The organism is Gottschalkia acidurici 9a (assembly GCF_000299355.1).
GTDB classification, from domain to species: Bacteria; Bacillota; Clostridia; order Tissierellales; family Gottschalkiaceae; genus Gottschalkia; species Gottschalkia acidurici.
Window position 1 is genome coordinate 2,450,613 of the sequence record NC_018664.1, and the last position, 21,101, is coordinate 2,471,713.

The 21,101-nt window shown below is 31.8% G+C and carries 16 protein-coding genes, 3 rRNA genes and 2 other annotated features; all 19 genes read right to left on the bottom strand.

The window, feature by feature from the left end:
• Positions 1-300: 300 nt before the first annotated feature.
• The 19 genes from CURI_RS11690 to CURI_RS11775 all read right to left on the bottom strand — a co-directional run bounded on the left by CURI_RS11690 (position 301) and on the right by CURI_RS11775 (position 20,969).
• A complete protein-coding gene (locus tag CURI_RS11690) occupies positions 301-969 on the bottom strand; it encodes a copper amine oxidase N-terminal domain-containing protein (protein ID WP_014968474.1) in 669 nt (222 codons plus the stop codon).
• Positions 957-1,151: a hypothetical protein gene (locus CURI_RS11695; protein WP_041701809.1), complete on the bottom strand. Its 195-nt coding sequence runs from the start codon at positions 1,149-1,151 to the stop codon at positions 957-959. Before CURI_RS11695 ends, CURI_RS11690 begins: the two co-directional genes overlap by 13 nt.
• Positions 1,152-1,248: 97 nt before the next feature.
• Positions 1,249-1,530 (bottom strand): hypothetical protein, encoded by a 282-nt coding sequence (locus CURI_RS11700; RefSeq protein ID WP_014968475.1) that lies wholly within the window; start codon positions 1,528-1,530, stop codon positions 1,249-1,251.
• Between the two features lie 223 nt (positions 1,531-1,753).
• Positions 1,754-2,335 carry a DJ-1/PfpI family protein gene (locus tag CURI_RS11705; RefSeq protein ID WP_041701810.1) on the bottom strand — a complete coding sequence of 194 codons (582 nt, stop codon included), beginning with the start codon at positions 2,333-2,335 and terminating at the stop codon, positions 1,754-1,756.
• Between the two features lie 122 nt (positions 2,336-2,457).
• Positions 2,458-3,399 carry a permease prefix domain 1-containing protein gene (locus CURI_RS11710; RefSeq protein ID WP_014968477.1) on the bottom strand — a complete coding sequence of 314 codons (942 nt, stop codon included), beginning with the start codon at positions 3,397-3,399 and terminating at the stop codon, positions 2,458-2,460.
• Position 3,400: 1 nt separating this feature from the next.
• Positions 3,401-3,721: a PadR family transcriptional regulator gene (locus CURI_RS11715; protein ID WP_014968478.1), complete on the bottom strand. Its 321-nt coding sequence runs from the start codon at positions 3,719-3,721 to the stop codon at positions 3,401-3,403.
• A 323-nt stretch (positions 3,722-4,044) separates the two neighbouring features.
• Positions 4,045-4,401, bottom strand: coding sequence for a hypothetical protein (locus CURI_RS11720; protein ID WP_014968479.1), 357 nt, complete (start codon positions 4,399-4,401; stop codon positions 4,045-4,047).
• Positions 4,402-4,993: 592 nt separating this feature from the next.
• Positions 4,994-5,734 (bottom strand): elongation factor P 5-aminopentanone reductase, encoded by a 741-nt coding sequence (gene ymfI, locus CURI_RS11725; RefSeq protein WP_014968480.1) that lies wholly within the window; start codon positions 5,732-5,734, stop codon positions 4,994-4,996.
• A 205-nt stretch (positions 5,735-5,939) separates the two neighbouring features.
• Positions 5,940-6,557: a B12-binding domain-containing radical SAM protein gene (locus CURI_RS16195; RefSeq protein WP_420805120.1), complete on the bottom strand. Its 618-nt coding sequence runs from the start codon at positions 6,555-6,557 to the stop codon at positions 5,940-5,942.
• A 42-nt stretch (positions 6,558-6,599) separates the two neighbouring features.
• Positions 6,600-7,235, bottom strand: coding sequence for a B12-binding domain-containing radical SAM protein (locus CURI_RS16200; RefSeq protein WP_228370425.1), 636 nt, complete (start codon positions 7,233-7,235; stop codon positions 6,600-6,602).
• 251 nt (positions 7,236-7,486) lie between these two features.
• On the bottom strand, positions 7,487-9,142 hold the full coding sequence (locus CURI_RS11735; protein WP_041701811.1) for a hypothetical protein: 1,656 nt from the start codon (positions 9,140-9,142) through the stop codon (positions 7,487-7,489).
• A 239-nt stretch (positions 9,143-9,381) separates the two neighbouring features.
• Complete coding sequence (locus tag CURI_RS11740; protein WP_014968482.1) at positions 9,382-10,632, bottom strand: class 1 isoprenoid biosynthesis enzyme; 1,251 nt, start codon at positions 10,630-10,632, stop codon at positions 9,382-9,384.
• 113 nt (positions 10,633-10,745) lie between these two features.
• Complete coding sequence (locus CURI_RS11745; RefSeq protein ID WP_014968483.1) at positions 10,746-13,046, bottom strand: vitamin B12-dependent ribonucleotide reductase; 2,301 nt, start codon at positions 13,044-13,046, stop codon at positions 10,746-10,748.
• Between the two features lie 221 nt (positions 13,047-13,267).
• Positions 13,268-13,795: a thioredoxin family protein gene (locus CURI_RS11750; protein ID WP_041701812.1), complete on the bottom strand. Its 528-nt coding sequence runs from the start codon at positions 13,793-13,795 to the stop codon at positions 13,268-13,270.
• A gap of 165 nt (positions 13,796-13,960) precedes the next feature.
• Positions 13,961-14,077 (bottom strand): 5S ribosomal RNA (gene rrf / locus CURI_RS11755).
• Between the two features lie 80 nt (positions 14,078-14,157).
• Positions 14,158-14,362 (bottom strand) — a sequence feature (23S ribosomal RNA rRNA prediction is too short).
• Between the two features lie 20 nt (positions 14,363-14,382).
• Positions 14,383-14,540 (bottom strand) — a sequence feature (23S ribosomal RNA rRNA prediction is too short).
• A gap of 68 nt (positions 14,541-14,608) precedes the next feature.
• Complete coding sequence (locus tag CURI_RS11760) at positions 14,609-15,961, bottom strand: alanine/glycine:cation symporter family protein (protein ID WP_014968485.1); 1,353 nt, start codon at positions 15,959-15,961, stop codon at positions 14,609-14,611.
• 208 nt (positions 15,962-16,169) lie between these two features.
• The gene (locus CURI_RS11765; protein ID WP_014968486.1) at positions 16,170-17,528 is read right to left on the bottom strand and encodes an alanine/glycine:cation symporter family protein; all 1,359 of its coding nucleotides are present in this window, start codon (positions 17,526-17,528) and stop codon (positions 16,170-16,172) included.
• Positions 17,529-17,849: 321 nt separating this feature from the next.
• Positions 17,850-17,966: ribosomal RNA gene (gene rrf, locus CURI_RS11770) — 5S ribosomal RNA — on the bottom strand.
• Positions 17,967-18,033: 67 nt separating this feature from the next.
• Positions 18,034-20,969 (bottom strand): 23S ribosomal RNA (locus CURI_RS11775).
• Between the last annotated feature and the right edge of the window lie 132 nt (positions 20,970-21,101).

Sequence of the window (21,101 nt, forward strand, 5' to 3'; positions counted from 1 at the left end):
ATATTCGTAACACGAAGGTCATAGTACCTATCAAAGTCCTTTATATCCCTAATACTATAAACAAAAACAACTAATATTATTATACACACCTCATATACTATTGCAATTTTAGCAATGTATGGTGGATATTTAGACATAAAAAATATGCTAGACCATAGATTGACACTATAACCTAGCATTTGATTTTAAACATTAGTCCAGTTTTTCTTTTAATTTTTCTACTTTAAAAAGTCTACTTCTTTTTCACCTAGAAGGTGCTTTAGTATAGATATTTTTTTATAAAACTCTCTAAATGTATTTTTATTTTTTATCTAAATATATAGTTTTATCAGCTTGAACCCATCTTGCATGATAGTTTAACTCATCTATTAGAAAACCTAAACGTATTTTTGTTTTTCCGAAAGATAAATATGTAGGATAATCACTTTTTATACCATTTAAATAAATTTCATTTGTATCAACCATTAACTTTATTACATCATCTTTTAAATTTATAGTTGTAGATCGTTCAATGTTATTCCATTTTACACTAGCTCCTAAGGCTTCAAAGATATCTCTTGCTAGAATACTTACATTACTGATATTAGTCACATTGAATCCTTGATCATTAATGTTATATGATAAATAAGGAACATCGGGAGTTTCATTATAAGTGTTTAAAGAAACCTTTACTCTATCTATAACAATAGATATATTTTGATCATAAAGATTTGCTACTGTTTGATCTTGTGAAAAATCAAGATAGTAGTTAGATGTTAATTTAACTGCAATTATGTCTACAAAAGCTTTATCATTTTTTATTAGTACTTTTTCATTTGAGCCCAAAGTTTTTCCATTTATAACAAAGTCTTTACTACCTACTTTGAAGTTTATTCTATTTCCATTTAGTAAAACATCAATAGTGCTACTATCATTATTCCATGATACAGTTGCACCTAGGTGTTCATATACAACTTTTAAAGGAACCATGTAAACGTAAGATACTCTATCACCATGATAAATATCAACCTTTTTGGCTTGTTCTCGTGAGAAAAGTTTATTTGTTTTCCATCTATACTTAGTACTAAATCATTGCTTTGAGCAAATGAATTTTGAAATAAACTTAAAATTAAAGCTAAACACATAGATAGCAATATTTTGCTCTTTCTCATTTATTTCTCTCCCTTTTTTTACCTTATACAACTTTTGATATGGTATATATTATCATAACATCACAAATATTCACTTAGCAAAATTAGAATTATATTCTTATATAATTATTAGCCTTATAGCTCCATAAAAATAGATAATAAGCAAGACTACTATTAGAGACGATGCCTGTATAAAATTAAAAATTATCAGTTTTTCATTTTGAGATATTATACCTGACATCACTCCTAATATACCTATTGGAACAGTCATAATAATTTCTCCATAAGACATTTTACCTAATATTATATTAGATATGATATACCATATCCAAACGACTACTCCTAAGAGTAAAGAAGTAGATGAAATATACTTAAATATATTTTGAGCTTTCTTACTCATGTATAGCACCTCCCTCTAGTGTTTAGATTGTAAGCTACCCCTTCCTTTACGCATAAACTGTATAATGGCTTATATCAAGTAAACCCTCATATACTGTTAAAATCTTTCTTCTCTTATTTCATCTGCGATGGTGATTACAATATTCATAGTTTCATCATTAATTTTAAAATTTTGTCTGGTCGTAACATTTACAGCCTTTTTTTTAATTCATTTATAGTTATTCTTAGTATCCCATCAATTCCATTATCTTTTGCTTGTTTTCTTTATCTGTTAATTTCTCTAACAGTATGAAAGCAACTTCCATTGCAGTCGATGGATTCCACGATGTAATTATATTCCTGTCAATTACTATTGGTTGATTTACAACTTCAACTCCGAAATCTTTTAGCTGTTTTTGCCTTATTCCGTCTTTTTTATTATAGGTTGTTCCTTTTCTGCCTTTTAAAACTCCGCTTTTTGCTATAGGCAAAGCAGCAACACATATTGATGCTATGATTTTACCATTTCTATCAAACTCTCTTATGATTTCTAAAAATTCTTCATTATAAGCGTCATCATAGAAGTCATATTCTATAAACCCTCCTGGAATCGCCAGTGCGTCATAATCGTCAATATTTATTTCGTTAAAAGTATAATCTACAATAATTTTTTGATTAAATGTACTGTTTATTTCTTTAGTTCTTCCACATGTAAACAACTGTGTGGATTTGTCACCATCAATGTAATTCCATCCAATTACATCAATGAAAACACTTGCTTCCAATGTTTCAAATCCATTAGCCAATAATAGCAATACTTTTTTCATATTTATCCTCCTCATAGTTCGTAGCTAATATAAAAATATCTAATTTGCAATATCAACTTTAAATCTAATAAAATATAACCAGTTAAATGATGGTTTAAGAAGATTGTCCATTAATTATAAAACTATAATATACTTTTTATTCCTTTTTTCTTTATATGTAGTACTAGTTTAATACAAAGTAACATTAATAGTAATAACCCTATATTAGGAATAACAAAACCATTATTGATTACCATAAAGAATACATTCTTGCTTACACTTATAATCTCTGTTCCTATTGTATTTATTATTATTTTCCTTAACAAATAAAATCTGTTTGGTATTAGATAATATATAAGTAACAATATTATTGATGTAACAAATAAAACTGTGGATGCCAAGGTATAGTTATAAGTATTCCTGATATTTTTAAACAACATGTTCCCTATATATTTAGTCACTATAACTGAACTAAATACTAACAATACAAATGCCAAGATATATGTCAGATCAAAAACATAAGAACTTGTAATCGTATAAAGTAAAGGGTCAGTTGATAAACCTATAATATTTAAAGTAAATATAGTAAATATCAACATTATAATTTTTTCAATTATGAAAAACAGTATATTACATATAATTAAATTTTTTACTTTACCCTTTTCACTGTTTAACTTCTTGTTTATATATATAAATGACGTTAGTGTAACAACTGTAGCCATTCCTATATCAAAAAATATAGATTGAGTCGATATATTCCCTGCCATAGCATATATGCATATGAAAATAAAGTATGATAAAAACATTTCTAATAAACATATTGTTTTTTCTCTAAATGAAAGATTCTCATACTTATTATTTGATGGTAGATTTCTCTTTATATCGTTTCCTATGAAATTGATATTTCCAAAATCTTTTATTGATAATTTAACTGCCTCGTCTTCAGATAAACCTTTACTCAAATATTCATTTTTTAAAAGCATTAAATGATCTTTGATTTCATAGTACAGATCTTCTTTATCCTGATCATTTATACCTCTTTTATCTAAAAGCTTTTTAATGTATATTTCAAGTTCAGTAGACATACTATTCCTCCTTAAAAATATTAATTAAGTTTGTTACCTTATTCCATTGATATATTCTTTCATTTAGTTCTTGCTTTCCTTTATCTGTAATCCTATAATACTTTCGCTTACCTGTTAATTCATCATCTTTCCAGTATGATTCAACTAGTTCTCTTCCTTCCATTCTTTTCAAGGCAGGATACAGGGTTCCTTCCCCTATAGAGTATAATCCTTCGCTTTTTTCCTTAATACACTTCGCTATCTCATATCCATAAGAATCTTGCTTTTCAATTATTGAAAGTATAAATATATCAACACTTCCTTTCATTATTTCTTTATTCATATGAACACCACCTTACATCGTATTACTATGTATATGAATTTTAACATAACCTACATCGTAATACAATGCATGTGGAAATATTTATATCCTTTTATGTAAAAAAACAGGGTAGCATATAGAGTAATTCTACAGTCTCCCCTGTTAAAATAGTTTACATTAGAATTTTTTAATTGAAAATTTTATGTTACCCAGAATATTAATATTGTAATAAGTCATTTATGTCTATTTCAATATATTTTTTATTCTTATCTTTATAAATAAAAGTCCTAAATAAATACTAATACATTTTATAGCATCAAGAAAATATTTTTTAGAAAACCAATCTATTTCTTTGCATTTATCTTAAACTTACCTTTAAAATCTTCTAATATCGCTGATAACTCATATTCATCTTCATCTTCTATCTGTACTTCTTTATTTCCACTTTTATTTACTTCAAAGTCTTCTATAATATTTCCATCAGAATTTTTTATTTGTATTTTTAAAGTCCCTTCTTCGACTGTTACATCATATGTAATTTGAATTATATCTTCTTTTTCACCATTAAAAGATACTACGGAATTCTGACTTATACTAGAAATATAATTTCCGTTTATACTTCCTACAGAAGAGCAACCTGTTATAGTTAAAATCAATATACATAAAATACACGATGTGAATATAATCTTATATTTTTTCATAAACTGGTCTTAGTTATGGATCGCATATAAATATCAATCCTAAACCAAAGCTTCCTCCCCTCGTATTAATTTCACATAACTACAGTGACTATAATATCAAGAATAGCTGGTAAAATCCAACTTAGTTAGACCCATTATACCATATATGTACCAGTTATTGGATACAAATTGAACAAATGATACAATTTAAAGCTATAATATATATATTAGATTGTTGAATAACTATTCTTACCATCAGTAAAGATACAGATTTACACAGTTTTAATATAAAAACTTTAAAGAATTATAGTGTATAAAATATTGTTATTTACTCGTTTCGTTATTTCCAAGTCTAGCTATTCAACAATTTGTTTTATAAAAAAAACAGAGTAAACTATAATATCAGCTATAATCTACTCTCTAATTACTTCTATATACATATATATTGTACAATTCTCTCTATAACTAAATACCTATTTTTTAATATTGACTTCATTCTATAGTTATCTTTATTTCTGATACTAAATATCTACTTATACTCATCAAACCTTCTAACCATTTTTTCTAAGTCTCTTTCAGATCTCTTTAACAGCTTAATGAATAGTTTTATAAGTTATATTACGAAACCACCATTTGGACTTATAACCTGACCAGTTATAAAATCTGAATTATCTGATGCTAGAAACAGAGCACAATTAGCAATATCATAACAACTACCTAGTCTCATTAAAGGTGTATTCTCTTTAAGGGTCTTTAGTTCATTCTCACTATATGGGGAAAGCATATCTGTTTCAATAATACCAGGAGCAATACAATTCACTTGTATATTAGACGGTCCAAGTTCTTTTGCTAAAGCTTTTGTAAGTCCAACTATTCCTGCTTTAGATACAGAGTAATGAACCTCACAAGACGCCCCCACTAACCCCCATATAGAAGATATATTTATAATTTTACCTTTTTTCTCGGAGATCATGTATCTTAAAGCTTCTTGCGTACAATAAAAAACACTTTTTAAATTAACATTTATCATCTCATCCCAATCATTATCTGTTATGTCTGTAAAGAGCTTGTCCTGACAGATTCCTGCATTATTTATAAGAATATCAATACTTCCAAATTGTTTAAGACAAAATTTTATCATATCATTTACTTCACTTCTTTTAGATACATCGGCCTTAAAAGTTTCTATTGATAATCCTTTATTTTTTAATATGCTGCATAATTCTATTGCATCTTTTTCTGACCTATTAAAGTTCATCAGTACATTATATCCCTTATTGGCAAATATCTCTGTCATTGCCTTTCCTATTCCTCTTGAGGCTCCTGTAATTAAGACTGTTTTGACGTTTTTCATATTTTTCCTCCTGTATTGTTGCAAGATTACTTTTTACTTTTATACTGATTGTGATAGATATATTGTCTCAAATAATTTGATTAAATACAAAACTATTTATTCTAAATTGTCACTATTTATATGTTAACCTATAAAGTATCTTTCTAAGTTAAATATATTTTACTAACATTACTCTGTTAATAGAGATATATTTAATCTTATAATTTCATAGTTTAGTTTTTGTACCTCTTATTGAAATTTTATAACCTAAATTAATAATAAAATTATGAAGTATATTCGTTCTTGATACTTTTAATCTTTTTATGATTGACTTGATAGAGTAAAACTCTTTTCTAAACCACATGTATCCTTGAAATAATTCTTGCGCTGTCATATTCTTAGGATAAAATGCTACCCTCGTTTTTCCATTATAATATGACCAATCATCTGTTATTAGTCTTCCTTCCTCCTTAAATTGTTTATATAATGGAGTTTTAGGTAAAGGCGTCAGGATACTTACAGTAACCCCATCAATACCCAAATCATTGCATATATTAAGAGTTCTCTTAAATACATCTTTTTTATCTGTATCAAATCCAAATATTATACCTGCTTGTACACATATCCCATATTTGTGTATAAGTTGTATTATACTTTTATATTTATCCACATTATTTATCCCTTTATTAACACTTGTTAATGTTTCTTCTGAAAAAGATTCCAGACCAACAAAAAAATATGTACACCCTGCTTCCTTAGCTATCTTTAATAACTCCTCATCATTACATCTTTCTAATGTTACTTGTGCAGCCCATCTTTTTTTCAACTTTTTCAATTCATTCATTAAAAATTTTGCATATTCTATATCTCCAAGAAAGTTATCATCCTAGAATACAAAATATTTGCTTTTAATACTCTTTATATCTTCTATAACTTCTTTTATTGGTCGTGTTCTAAATGAATCCTCATATATCTGTTTTAGGTTACAATAACTGCAATGATATGGACACCCTCTTGTTGCAAAAACTGACCCTTTAGTAAAATACCTTTTCTTTATTAAGTCTCTTCTTGGAATAGGTAAATGTTTTAGTGTTGGGGCTTTCAAGCATCTGTAAACTTCTTTAGCATTCCCTAAGTAAAAGTCCTCCAAGAATTGAGGCCAAGTATCTTCAGCCTCACCTATGATTAGAAAATCACAATATTCTTTTGCTTCTTCTGGGACTAAAGTTGTATGTGGTCCTCCAAATGCAACTTTACTACCGCTTTTTTTAAAGACACTTGCTATTTCATAACAATGAAAAGCATTAGCTGTATTTACAGTAACCACAACTAAATCAAATTTTAGGTGAAAGGGTATTTTCTGATTATATTCGTCTATGAGATAAACATTATACTTCGATTCATCTACATAAGCAGCTAAATAAGGCATTGTAATCTGTATAAAATTATTTACTTGTAGTCTTCTAAATTTATTAATTTCTTCATTTTCAGGTGTTATCATTAAGATACTTTTTTTAATCAATTTCTGACCTCCATATCTAGTCAAAATATTTTAGTTAATTGTAAGATAAGTATATGTTTATAGTCTTAAATCTTACTTAATTACTTAATTCAATTATGTTTTTGAAGATCACTATCAAATTATTATGTTGCAAAATAAAAAAGACTAGTATTGATAATCTGTTCCTGTTGTCAATATTAGTCTTCTATTTAATCATAATTATTTATTATTCTCATCTAGATAACTTTACCTTTAGTTTATTAGCCTACATCTCAATTCTTGTTATAGTCGATAACTATAGAATTATCCTTACTATCATATGTTACTTCAAATCCATGATTTCTTAGGTCTTTTATTTTTATTATATTTACATGATCATACGCATATCCCCATGTATAAGTATTTATCTTTTTATTATTTATATAAATATCTCTGGAATCTCCTATATGACCAACCTTTGCATTTTCAATTTTATCTTTTAAATTTTCTATTATAACATCTCTTTTTTTGTCATTACTACTTTTATCTACAATTATATTATTACTCTTGTATTCATCAGCTCTAAACCCTCTACCTATTAATGAATCTACTGCAACATATTGTTCACCATTGACATTTATACTACCTATCTCATCTCCATTTATATAAGTTCTTATACTATTTTTATTTGCCTCTCCATTTTTAACTTCCTCTTTTATAGGTACATTTATATTTACATTGTCTATGTTACCTTTTACACTAATAGTAGTAGCTCTTTCTATATCTTTAACGAATCCACTTTGAGAATAATATCCCCTAAATAATAGCGGTGGATTTGGTCTACGTGCAAGAGTGCCAGGCCTTACAAATGTATTAAATGTACTTCCTCTTACATCCAGTATATATTCATTATCTATTGGCACATCTATTTCAAATGGTATATGCTTTTCTTTTTCATTAACCACTATGCTTTTTGCTATATACTTAGACTCATATAGGTCATTATCTAGTGATCTAGAGTCAATAGCTAATACTTCTATTTCTCTATCATTTCCCACATAATATGATAATGTATCTTGTAAAGTTATGCTTCCTTTTATTTTTGCACTTTTTAATATTTGTATATCAAAATTATTATAATTCATTTTGAATTCTTCGATACTTTTAGTGTACATATTGTAGTTTTGAACATTTAATCCTGTTTTATGATCTGTAAAAGTATTCAGATATCCATATTTATTATCTATTTTGTATCCTATTGGAGTACTTGTGTATATATCTTTTATTTCATATTCACAGTAATTTTTTCCTTCTTTGATAGTGAATTTTTTTGTATAGTTTAGATGGGGTACAGTTTTGTAAAGTGTATATACCACTACTTCTAAGTCTATTCCACCTTTTGGTGCCACTTCTCCATTAGGTAATTTTATTTTTCCTTTTATATTGATTTTTTCCCTACCTTCTTGGCTATATTCTCTTTTGAAATATAGGCCAAATTTATCATTAAGTTCCTCTATTTTTACAAGAGAATATCCTCCCATATTCTGTCCTTTTACTTCCACACCATCTAGGTATATCTTTATATCACTATGGAGTATATTTCCTCTTTCTTTTCTATATTTTGTAGTTCCTACTTTTGTCTTATCTGCAAAAGTTAATTTAGTAACTCTACTTTTATCATCCCATTCTCTCTTATATCCATAGTACTCTAAATCCTCTATACAAATATATAAATCCTCTCCTATCTGATATGTAGGTATCGTTCTATATTCAGCATTTCTAACACTAAAAGATACTATCTTGCTACTTTTTTTGAAAGAGCCAGTTATATCACCGATTTTTAATTGCTTTTGGGATGCTTCACTTAATTCTACGTTAGAATTTATAAGTATGCTTATAGATAGTATCATTATTATAATACATGATAGTCCCTTTTTTGCTTTTATCAATTCACTCAACTCCTCATTTAACTTTGTTCATATCATCCTTATTAATTATATCATTACTATATTACAATTTGGTGTCATATATATAAATATTTTACATAATACTGCGTTAAACCACATATTAAGTTATTAAATAACTATTTTTATTAGTATTGTAAATTCTGGTTTAATTAATTTTAATATAGAATATTGAATAAACTTAGTTATCTAAAACATTAGTATTTTCATATTTATCTGTTCAATTATGTATTCCATTGATCTTTCTTTAGCGCATTTAATACTTCACTTATATCATTTGATGAAAAACTACTCTCAAATTTATTTTTAAGTTTTTTATAGTATGAGAATCTAAATATTGAATATTTTTTAATATCTTTTATGTATTTCTTGCTAAACATTTCTTTATTTTTAGCTATAGCTTCTAACATCATAATTATACAACTTTCATATATAACTTTTTTTAATTTTTCAGAGTTATTAGATGAAAACATATTTGTCTCACATAAAAATTGTTTAATAAATCTAAATAACTTATTGGTTAATTTATCTAAATAACAGCTTCTATATTCATTAGTAAAGATAGTCACATTTTCGTTACTTAAATCTTCCTTTACATCTTGTAAATCATCTATTAGCTGAAGTACAATGCCATATATAAACATAAATTCCTCTTCTTCATAAGTAAGTTTTCCTCTTACAAGATATCCATCTGCTATTACGGATGTACCTCCTTTTTCAAAAGTTATATCTATTATGTCTTCAATACTTAAATAATACTGCCCATGTTGTATTAAGCTTTTTTCTTGAGATTTATGTATATCTAACAGACTTCTAAAGACTTGTTTGTACTCTTCTCTTGAAAATTCACTTTCTATTTTTTTAACAAGATCATATATATGTTTTTCATGTAAATTAGAAGTGATTTCATTGTCTCCTAGTAACCATTTTCTAAACTTTGTGTTAAATTTAATTTTGTCATCAAGGGATATATTTTTGTCATCTAAGTAATTATCACTATAAGGATACAGCATGCTATATGCAAATACAGACTGTGTTAGTTCTACTTTCATATCATAAAGTATCTGTATACTATTCATAATCCATACATTTCTAATCGCTTGAAAAGTATCATGAATATCCATGTTACTATCAAATATTTTGACTTTATCTATAAATTCTTCTGTAACTTCTATGTATCCCTGTTTAATAAAAAAATCTATATAATCTTCTCCATATCCAATAATACTATTTTCTAGTTCTTTTATTATTAATAATATCTTATCCCTCGACTTATTATCTAATTTTTCTTTTTCCCGAATCTTAACTATGAATTTTGAAAGCTTTTTTCTGAATTTTTCTAAATTTATCTCATTAGTTATTTTTTTTAAAAAACTTATCTTTTCTAAAAAGTCAGGAAAATCATCTTTGGTTTCTATCCATGTTTTTTTATATTTAGTTTTTAAATCTTCTAATAATCTTTCTTTACTATCCAAGTCATCCCTCCTCAATTTCCCCATTAGTATATTGTTAAAAAAATTTGAGTACTAATAGTCATTTTACTAAAAAACACATGTTATATCTATAGATATAACATGTGTTTTTTATATTAGCCACATCTGGAGAACCCACAATTAGGACATATAACACAACCACTTTCATGTGTTATTTTGCTATTACATTCTGGACATCTAGATGATCCTCTTGATTTCTGTAGTTCTTCCTCTATTAAGTTTCCAGTAGGTTTTGGTATTTCATTTATTTCTTCTTCTAATTCTCTTACTATATCGTTTACACTTGAGTCTTTTATATCTACATACGTATTTAGAACTTTTTCTAATGCTTTTCCGATAGCATCTGGACAAGATAATACTTTTATGTCTTTATTATTAGCTCTTTGTCTAAGTGTAGAGTGACATCTAATTCCCTTAAGTTGCTCTATTATTGATTTGGGATCCATTCCTGCTCTTAAAGCTATAGATATTATTCGGCTTGTGGCTTCACTTTGACTTGGACATCCTCCCGCCTTGCCTACATTAGTGAATACCTCACAAATCCCCTCTTCATCATAGTTTACTGAAACATATAAACTTCCACAACCTATACTTGCCTTTTCAGTAATGCCCTGAGTGATATCTGGTCTTTGTCTAGGTTGTATTGACTTAGACTTTTTCTCTTCATTTTCATTTTTAGTTTCGTCTTTCTTTCCAACACTTAAAACTTGACTTTGTCTACTTCCGTCCCTATATATAGTTACTCCTTTACATCCAAGCTTGTATGCTAATGTGTATACCTCTCTTACATCTTCTCTTGTAGCATCGCTTGTAAAATTAACTGTTTTGGATACTGCATTGTCTACGTATTCTTGAAAAGCTGCCTGCATTTTTATATGCCATTCTGGTGATATGTCATGCGCAGTTACAAAAATTCTTTTTATATCTTCCGGTACTTCCTTTATATGAGCTAATGTTCCTGCCTCAGCTATCTTTTCCATTAAATCTTCAGAGTAAAATCCTCTTTCTTTTGCTATCTCCTCAAAGTATGGATGTACCTCTATTAACTTATCATTATCCATTACATTTCTAACAAATGATATAGCGAAAAGTGGCTCTATTCCACTACTCACTCCAGATATTATACTTATAGTTCCTGTTGGTGCTATAGTAGTTGTTGTAGCATTTCTAAACTCAAGATCTTTATCTTTGTATATACTCTCTTCATATGCTGAAAATGTTCCTCTTTCTTTTGCTAGCTTTATAGAAGCCTCTTTACTTTTATCGTCTATATATTTCATTATTTTTCTTGCTAAATCTACTCCAGGCTGAGAGTTGTAAGGAACTTTTAACTTAAATAGTACATCTGCAAATCCCATTATGCCTAATCCTATTTTTCTAGTTTTTTTAGTCATATCATCAATTTCATTAAGTGGATACTTATTTACATCTATAACATTATCCAAAAAATGTACTGATTTTTCTACTGTCTTACCTAATTTTTCATAGTCTATTTCATAACCATTATCTTTTTTAATTAACATACTATCTAAGTTTATTGATCCTAGGTTACATGATTCATATGGTAATAATGGTTGTTCTCCACATGGATTTGTACTCTCTACCTCGCCTAATTGTGGTGTTGGATTTGTTTTATTAATTCTATCTAAAAATATAATTCCAGGTTCACCATTTGTCCATGCCATTTCTATTATATGATCAAATACTTCTTTAGCTTTAAGTTTAGAAGTTATCTTTTTAGTATGGGGATCTATTAATGAGTATTCTTCATCTTTTTCTACTGCATTCATAAATTCTTCTGTAAGACCAACACTTATATTAAAATTAGTAATTTCACTAGTATCTTTTTTACACGATATAAAGTCCATGATATCAGGATGGTCTACTCTAAGTATTCCCATATTAGCTCCTCTACGAGTACCTCCTTGTTTTACCGCCTCTGTTGCAGAGTTAAATACTTTCATAAAACTTATAGGTCCTGATGCTACACCACCTGTAGACTTTACTGTGGAACCGCTAGGTCTAAGTCTCGAAAAACTAAATCCAGTTCCTCCACCACTTTTATGAATTAGTGCCGCATTTTTTATAGCATCAAATATTTCCTCCATGGAATCTCCTATAGGAAGTACAAAACAAGCTGATAATTGTCCTAATTCTTTTCCTGCATTCATAAGTGTAGGTGAATTAGGCATGAACTCTAAGTTTGCCATCATATTATAGAATTCTTCTTCCGTCTTTTCTATATTAGGCTCTTTATTATATATCTTATCTCCACTAGCTATATACTTAGCAACTCTTCTAAATAACTGCTCAGGTGTTTCTATCAAATTTCCTTTCTCATCTCTAGTAAGATATCTATTTTCTAAAACAGTAATTGAATTTTCTCTTAATTTCATATATGTACCTCCTTTATCAACACACTATATTCAGTGTTATCATTCCTTTAGAACACTATATATAGTATCAATTTGGTTATATAGTGTCAAAGTTTATTGACATTAAATTTCTTGCGTTTTATATCATTATTAGCATCTATTTAGATATATTTTATATTCTCTATTGTTTCTTAAACTTCTTAATTATATTTCTATAAAAAATAGAAGCCTCTCAGCTTCTATCAAGTTGCACTTACAGAGTGCATTTTACCTATTATATCTAATATATCTTTTAATGTCTCTTGTGCATATTCACCTTTTCTATATTTTCTCATAGCAACTATTATGTTGGATTCATTACCTTGATCTATTATATCTTTTATTTTCTTAGGATGTTCTGTGAAAATTCCTAATTCTTTAAAATTTTCATCACAAACAATAAGTGTAGGTGTTTTTATATGATCTTTTACGAAATATTTTTTTAAGAAATCTTCATTACCTTCTTTGCTAACTATGGAAACGTTTATATTACCATTATATTGTTTCATCTTCTCTATAACTGGAATATTTATCATACAGTCTGAACACCATATTTCTCCAAATACAAGTATATTTATATTCGTATTTATATTTTCTATATCTTTTATGTACTCTTCATCAAATTCAATTGTATCCAATATCTCTAGAGTTTTCTCTCTATATGAACCAGTATCAGTATTAACAAACTCCGTAAAAGAAAGCCCACTGTTAAATAGATCATTTGTTTTCACAAATATACCCCCTAGTTTTAAAAGCATATTAAATGTTAAATGAAAGCCATTAGATTCTGATATCATTTATTAGATTATAATGCATATATGTTTTTTACGCAACACACTTCTATAATATGCTACATAGATACAATTTACTTATTAATTTTTTTACAAAAATAAAAAAGCCAGCAACGTCTTACTCTCCCAGGCAGTCTCCCACCAAGTACCATCAGCGCTGAAGGGCTTAACTTCTGTGTTCGGTATGGGAACAGGTGTGACCCCTTCGCTATCGTCACTGGATTTCTTTGCTTTTCTAAAGATGTCTTGCACCTTTAAAACTACACAGCGATTAGATTATTCTTTAATATATTGGTCAAGCCCTCCTCTATTAGTATCACTAAGCTGAAGACATTGCTGCCCTTACACCTGTGACCTATCTATCAGGTAGTCTTCCTGGGATCTTACTAGGTTAACCCTATGGGAAATCTTATCTTGAGGGAGACTTCATGCCTTCAGCACTTATTCTTTCCAGACTTAGGTACTCAGACATGCCACTGGCGTGACAACTCCTCTCAAATTTCCTACACCCACGACGGATAGGGATCGAACCGTCTCACGACGTTCTGAACCAACTCGCGTGCCTCTTTAGTCGGCGAACAACCCAACCATTGGAACCTACTTCAGTTCCAGGATGAGACGAGCCGACATCGAGGTGCAAACCTCCCCGTCGATGTGGACTCTTGGGGGAGATAAGCCTGTTATCCTCAGGGTAGCTTTTATCCGTTGAGCGATTGCTCTTCCATTCGGTGCCACCGGATCTATATCTAATTATTAGATTTTTTTCTTATCTTCATAATTCATCTCATAATCTTTTAAGGATTCTATAGCAATCTTGGAAAGAGGTATTATTGCACATAGATTAATGATGGTCATTAGTCCTAATCCAAAGTCTGCTAAAGCCCATACAAAATTATATTTACTTAATCCACCTAAGAAAAACATTACTAACGCAAACACTTTATATATCTCCAGACCTATCTTCTTATCATATAAAAATGCAATGTTTGGTTTCGCATAATACAATATCCCTAAAAAAGTGCTAAAACAAAATAGCAATAATATAAGTGCTATAAAGTATTGTCCTATACTTCCTATGTGATACTCTGTAGCTTTTTGTAATAATTCTATTCCTACTAAGCCTTTTGTTACACTCTTATCAGCTAGCAACATTACAAATGCTGTAGCACTACATATTAAAAGTGTATCTACAAATACCCCAAGAGATTGTATAAGTCCTTGTTTTACTGGATGAGATACATTTGCTGCTGCTGCTGCACATGGTGCACTTCCACTTCCTGCTTCATTCGAAAATAGTCCTCTCTTTACTCCCTGCATAACTACTGCACCTATACCTCCGGATACTGCCTGTTTTATTCCAAAAGCATTTTCAACTATTTCTAAAATCACACTAGGTATCAAGGTTATATTCTTTAATATTATAAATATAACTACTACTAAGTACAATGTAGCCATTATTGGTACTAGTTTTTCTAAGACTTTGGCTATCTTATCTTTTTTACCAAATATAATTATGGCTCCTAATACAGTTAATACTGAAATGATTAATAGCTTGTCAATTTTAAATATATTATATAGTGACTCTGTCATTGTGTTTGACATTACTTGACTTACTCCTGCCCAGCATATAAGTCCTGATATAGCGAATAATACTCCCATCCACCTTTTATTAAGAGCCTTTTTCATAAAATAGGCTGGGCCTCCTCTATAACCTCCTGTTACTGGATCTCTTTCCTTATATATTTGAGCTAATGTTGATTCTATAAACGCTGATGATGCTCCTACCAATGCTACTATCCACATCCAGAATATTGATCCTGGTCCTCCTATCGATATTGCTGCTACTACCCCTGCTAGATTTCCTGCTCCTACTCTTGATGCTGTTGAAACACAAAATGCCTGAAATGACGATATACTTTCTCCATCATCAGTTATAGTATTCTTTTCAGTTATTACTCTTATCATTTCTTTAAATTTTCTAAATGGCAAAAATCTTGTTTTAATCGTGAAATACACTCCAGTAAATAAAAGCATTACCACTAAAATATGCTTATTCCAGAGTAAATCATTAATACTAATTATAACTTTTTCTAAAAATCCTAACAAAACAAACCCTACCTTCCTACAAATTTCCTACTATAATATAAGCATTGTCCACCATAAGATTATATGAAAATTACTTATCAATGTCAAAAGTTCATAGTTCTTATGAAAAATTAATTAGTTATATATCTAATAAAAGAGCTCTAAGTCCATAGAGCCTTAAACTCTTTTATTAATCGAAAAATATCAAGTATCCTATATAAAAACAACTTTAAATAATTTTAGATTTCTTCTTTTTTTCATAATTCATTTCATAGTCTTTTAAAGATTCTATAGCAATCTTGGAAAGAGGTATTATCGCACATAGATTAATAACTGTCATTAGTCCCAAACCAAAGTCAGCCAAAGCCCATACAAAATTATATTTACTTAATCCGCCTAAGAAAAACATTATTAATGCAAACACCTTATATATCTCCTGACCTATCTTCTTATCATATAAAAATGCAATGTTTGGTTTCGCATAATATAATATTCCTAAAAAAGTGCTAAAACAAAATAGCAATAATATAAGTGCTATAAAGTATTGTCCGATACCTCCTATGTGATACTCTGTAGCTTTTTGCAACATTTCCATACCTACTAAACCTTTTGTTACGCTTTTATCTGCTAATAATATTATAAATGCTGTAGCACTACATATTAAAAGTGTATCTACAAATACCCCAAGAGATTGTATAAGTCCTTGTTTTACTGGGTGAGATACATCTGCTGCTGCCGCTGCACATGGTGCATTTCCACTTCCTGCTTCATTTGAAAATAGTCCTCTCTTTACTCCCTCTCTTATTACTACACCTATACCCCCAGCTACTGCTTGTTTTATTCCAAAAGCATTTTCAACTATTTCTAAAATCACACTAGGTATCAAGGTTATATTCTTTAATATTATAAATATAACTACTACTAAGTACAATGTAGCCATTATTGGTACTAGTTTTTCTAAGACTTTGGCTATCTTATCTTTTTTACCAAATATAATTATGGCTCCTAATACAGTTAATACTGAAATGATTAATAGCTTGTCAATTTTAAATATATTATATAGTGACTCTGTCATTGTGTTTGACATTACTTGACTTACTCCTGCCCAGCATATAAGTCCTGATATAGCGAATAATACTCCCATCCATCTTTTATTAAGAGCTTTTTCCATATAGTAGGCTGGGCCTCCCCTATATTCCCCTGTTTCTGGATCCTTCTCCTTATATATTTGTGCTAGTGTTGATTCTATAAACGCTGATGATGATCCTACCAATGCTACTATCCACATCCAGAATATTGATCCTGATCCTCCTATCGATATTGCTGCTACTACCCCTGCTAGATTTCCTGCTCCTACTCTTGATGCTGTTGAAACACAAAATGCTTGAAATGATGATATACTTTCTCCATCATCAGTTATAGTATTCTTTTCAGTTATTACTCTTATCATTTCTTTAAATTTTCTAAATGGCAAGAATCTTGTCCTAATCGTAAAATATATTCCTGCGAGTAACAATAGTACTGCTAATATATTTTTGCCCCAGAACACATCATTTACATAATTTACAATTACCTCTACTAGTTTCATTAAAGCTACCTTCCTCCTTTACAATGTCAAAAATCATATCCTTTAAAATTATATAAGAGTTTAATATAGATGTCAAAACTCGACAAGATTTCTTAATTATAATTCCTTAATCTAGTTTTATTCCTCTATACTTTAAACTTTAATCTTCTATATTAAAATCTATTTTAACTTCTAACATTATATTCAAATAAAAAACCCTTTTCTATATATGATATACTGCAATATATAGAAAAGGGTTGTATTAAAATTGGTATCATATTAAGAGCACTCTTTAAATAGAAAGTAAATAATACAATAGCTTAATTTATCAAAAAATAAAAAAACCAGCAACGTCTTACTCTCCCAGGCGGTCTCCCACCAAGTACCATCAGCGCTGAAGGGCTTAACTTCTGTGTTCGGTATGGGAACAGGTGTGACCCCTTCGCTATCGTCACTGGATTTCTTTGCTTTTTGAAGATATTTCGTACCTTCAAAACTACACAGCGATTAGATTATCTTTAATATATTGGTCAAGCCCTCGATCTATTAGTATCACTAAGCTGAAGACATTGCTGCCCTTACACCTGTGACCTATCTACCAGGTAGTCTTCCTGGGATCTTACTAGGTTAACCCTATGGGAAATCTTATCTTGAGGGAGACTTCGTACTTAGATGCCTTCAGCACTTATTCTTTCCAGACTTAGCTACTCAGCCATGCCGCTGGCGCGACAACTGATACACCAGAGGTCTGTTCATCCCGGTCCTCTCGTACTAGGGACAACTCCTCTCAAATTTCCTACGCCCACGACGGATAGGGACCGAACTGTCTCACGACGTTCTGAACCCAGCTCGCGTGCCTCTTTAATGGGCGAACAGCCCAACCCTTGGAACCTACTTCAGCTCCAGGATGAGACGAGCCGACATCGAGGTGCCAAACCTCCCCGTCGATGTGGACTCTTGGGGGAGATAAGCCTGTTATCCCCGGGGTAGCTTTTATCCGTTGAGCGATGGCCCTTCCACTCGGTGCCACCGGATCACTAAGTCCAACTTTCGTTCCTGCTCGACTTGTAGGTCTCGCAGTCAAGCTCCCTTCTGCCTTTACACTCTTCGTACGATTTCCGACCGTACTGAGGGAACCTTTGAGCGCCTCCGTTACTCTTTAGGAGGCGACCGCCCCAGTCAAACTGCCCAACTGACAGTGTCCTAAAACTGGTTTCACAGTTTCTAGTTAGAACTTCAGCATCATAAGGGTGGTATCCCAACGGTGACTCCACCAAAGCTGGCGCCCTGGTTTCTAAGTCTCCCACCTATCCTGTACATATGATACCAAAATTCAATATCAGCCTGCAGTAAAGCTCCACGGGGTCTTTCCGTCCTGTCGCGGGTAACCAGCATCTTCACTGGTACTACAATTTCACCGGATCTCTTGTTGAGACAGTGCCCAAATCGTTACGCCTTTCGTGCGGGTCGGAACTTACCCGACAAGGAATTTCGCTACCTTAGGACCGTTATAGTTACGGCCGCCGTTTACTGGGGCTTAAGTTCTGAGCTTCGCTTGCGCTAACTCTTCCCCTTAACCTTCCAGCACCGGGCAGGCGTCAGCCCCTATACTTCATCTTTCGATTTAGCAGAGACCTATGTTTTTGGTAAACAGTCGCTTGGGCCTATTCACTGCGGCTGGTTGCTGCTCCAGGTGTGCACCTTTCACAGCCTCCAGCACCCCTTCTCCCGAAGTTACGGGGTTATTTTGCCGAGTTCCTTAACAAGAGTTCTTCCGCTCGTCTTAGGATTCTCTCCTCGCCTACCTGTGTCGGTTTGCGGTACGGGTACCTATTTGCTCGATAGAAGCTTTTCTCGACAGTGTGGATTCAGTGACTTCGCTACTTATTTTCGCTCCCCATCACATCTCAGGATTGTTCTAGCGGATTTGCCTACCAGAACTCCCTACTTGCTTAGACGTACATAACCAACAGTACGCTTCACCTATCCTCCTGTGTCACTCCATTTCTCAAACGCATTTAGGTAGTACAGGAATCTCAACCTGTTGTCCATCGCCTACGACTTTTGTCCTCGGCTTAGGCCCCGACTTACCCTGAGTGGACGAGCCTTCCTCAGGAAACCTTAGGCTTTCGACGGGTGGGATTCTCACCCACCTTTCGCTACTCATGCCAACATTCTCTCTTGTATGCAGTCCACCACTCCTTACGGTATGACTTCTGCCCACATACAATGCTCCTCTACCGATGTTATACACATCCCATAGCTTCGGTGACAGATTTTAGCCCCGGTTATCTTCGGCGCAAGACCACTCGACCAGTGAGCTATTACGCACTCTTTGAATGAATGGCTGCTTCTAAGCCAACATCCTGGTTGTCTGTGTAGTCTTACATCCTTTACCACTTAATCTGTACTTTGGGACCTTAGCTGATGATCTGGGCTGTTTCCCTTTTGACTATGAATCTTATCACACATAGTCTGACTCCCGAGAATCATGAATGTGGTATTCGGAGTTTGATAGACTTTGGTAACGCATAGCGCCCCGCAGTCATTCAGTGCTCTACCCCCACTTCACTTTCTCGAGGCTAGCCCTAAAGCTATTTCGAGGAGAACCAGCTATATCCGGACTCGATTGGAATTTCACCCCTATCCACAGGTCATCCGGTAGCTTTTAAACGCTAATCGGTTCGGACCTCCGCGAGATTTTACTCTCGTTTCATCCTGCCCATGGATAGATCGTCCGGTTTCGGGTCTACGCCATACAACTTAATCGCCCTATTAAGACTCGGTTTCCCTTCGGCTTCGTTGCTTAACAACTTAACCTTGCTGCATAACGTAACTCGTTGGCCCGTTCTACAAAAAGTACGCGGTCGTTCATATAAAGAACTTCCACTGCTTGTAGACATAGGGTTTCAGGTTCTATTTCACTCCCCTCCCGGGGTTCTTTTCACCTTTCCCTCACGGTACTGCTTCACTATCGGTCACTAGGTAGTATTTAGCCTTGGGGGGTGGTCCCCCCTGCTTCCCACAAGGTTTCACGTGTCTCGTGGTACTCTGGATCATAACTTGGAGTTTTCTCGTTTCACCTAAAGGACTATCACCCTCTGTGGTGGAGCTTTCCAGCTCTCTTCGGTTACAATACCTCTCCGTTTGTGTTATGTCCGCAACCCCATAAGAGTAAACTCTCATGGTTTGGGCTCTTCCCCGTTCGCTCGCCGCTACTTAGGGAATCGATTTTTCTTTCTCTTCCTCAGGGTACTTAGATGTTTCAGTTCCCCTGGTCTGCTCCCATATACCTATGTATTCAGTATATGGTACTTGAGGTTTGCCTCAAGTGGGTTTCCCCATTCGGATATCTACGGATCAGTGTCTACTTGCGACTCCCCGTAGCTTTTCGCAGCTTATCGCGTCCTTCTTCAGCTCCTAGTGCCAAGGCATTCACCCTATGCCCTTACTAACTTGACCAGTTAGTAAGCAAATATCAAATAAGTTTGACATTCACTACTCAATTTATTATTGAGATTTAATTTTCCTTAATATATTAATATATCTCGGTTAATTGTATTTTAATCTATTTCGCTGTGTAGTTTTCAAGGT

Bases quoted from the DNA above. Each gene is read 5' to 3' on its own strand.
- CURI_RS11705 (WP_041701810.1), bottom strand. From the start codon at position 2,335: ATGAAAAAAGTATTGCTATTATTGGCTAATGGATTTGAAACATTGGAA.
- CURI_RS11700 (WP_014968475.1), bottom strand. From the start codon at position 1,530: ATGAGTAAGAAAGCTCAAAATATATTTAAGTATATTTCATCTACTTCT.
- CURI_RS11695 (WP_041701809.1), bottom strand. From the start codon at position 1,151: ATGAGAAAGAGCAAAATATTGCTATCTATGTGTTTAGCTTTAATTTTA.
- CURI_RS16195 (WP_420805120.1), bottom strand. From the start codon at position 6,557: ATGAATGAATTGAAAAAGTTGAAAAAAAGATGGGCTGCACAAGTAACA.
- CURI_RS11710 (WP_014968477.1), bottom strand. From the start codon at position 3,399: ATGTCTACTGAACTTGAAATATACATTAAAAAGCTTTTAGATAAAAGA.
- CURI_RS11745 (WP_014968483.1), bottom strand. From the start codon at position 13,046: ATGAAATTAAGAGAAAATTCAATTACTGTTTTAGAAAATAGATATCTT.
- CURI_RS11715 (WP_014968478.1), bottom strand. From the start codon at position 3,721: ATGAATAAAGAAATAATGAAAGGAAGTGTTGATATATTTATACTTTCA.
- CURI_RS11690 (WP_014968474.1), bottom strand. From the start codon at position 969: ATGGTTCCTTTAAAAGTTGTATATGAACACCTAGGTGCAACTGTATCA.
- CURI_RS11720 (WP_014968479.1), bottom strand. From the start codon at position 4,401: ATGAAAAAATATAAGATTATATTCACATCGTGTATTTTATGTATATTG.
- ymfI (WP_014968480.1), bottom strand. From the start codon at position 5,734: ATGAAAAACGTCAAAACAGTCTTAATTACAGGAGCCTCAAGAGGAATA.
- CURI_RS11765 (WP_014968486.1), bottom strand. From the start codon at position 17,528: ATGAAACTAGTAGAGGTAATTGTAAATTATGTAAATGATGTGTTCTGG.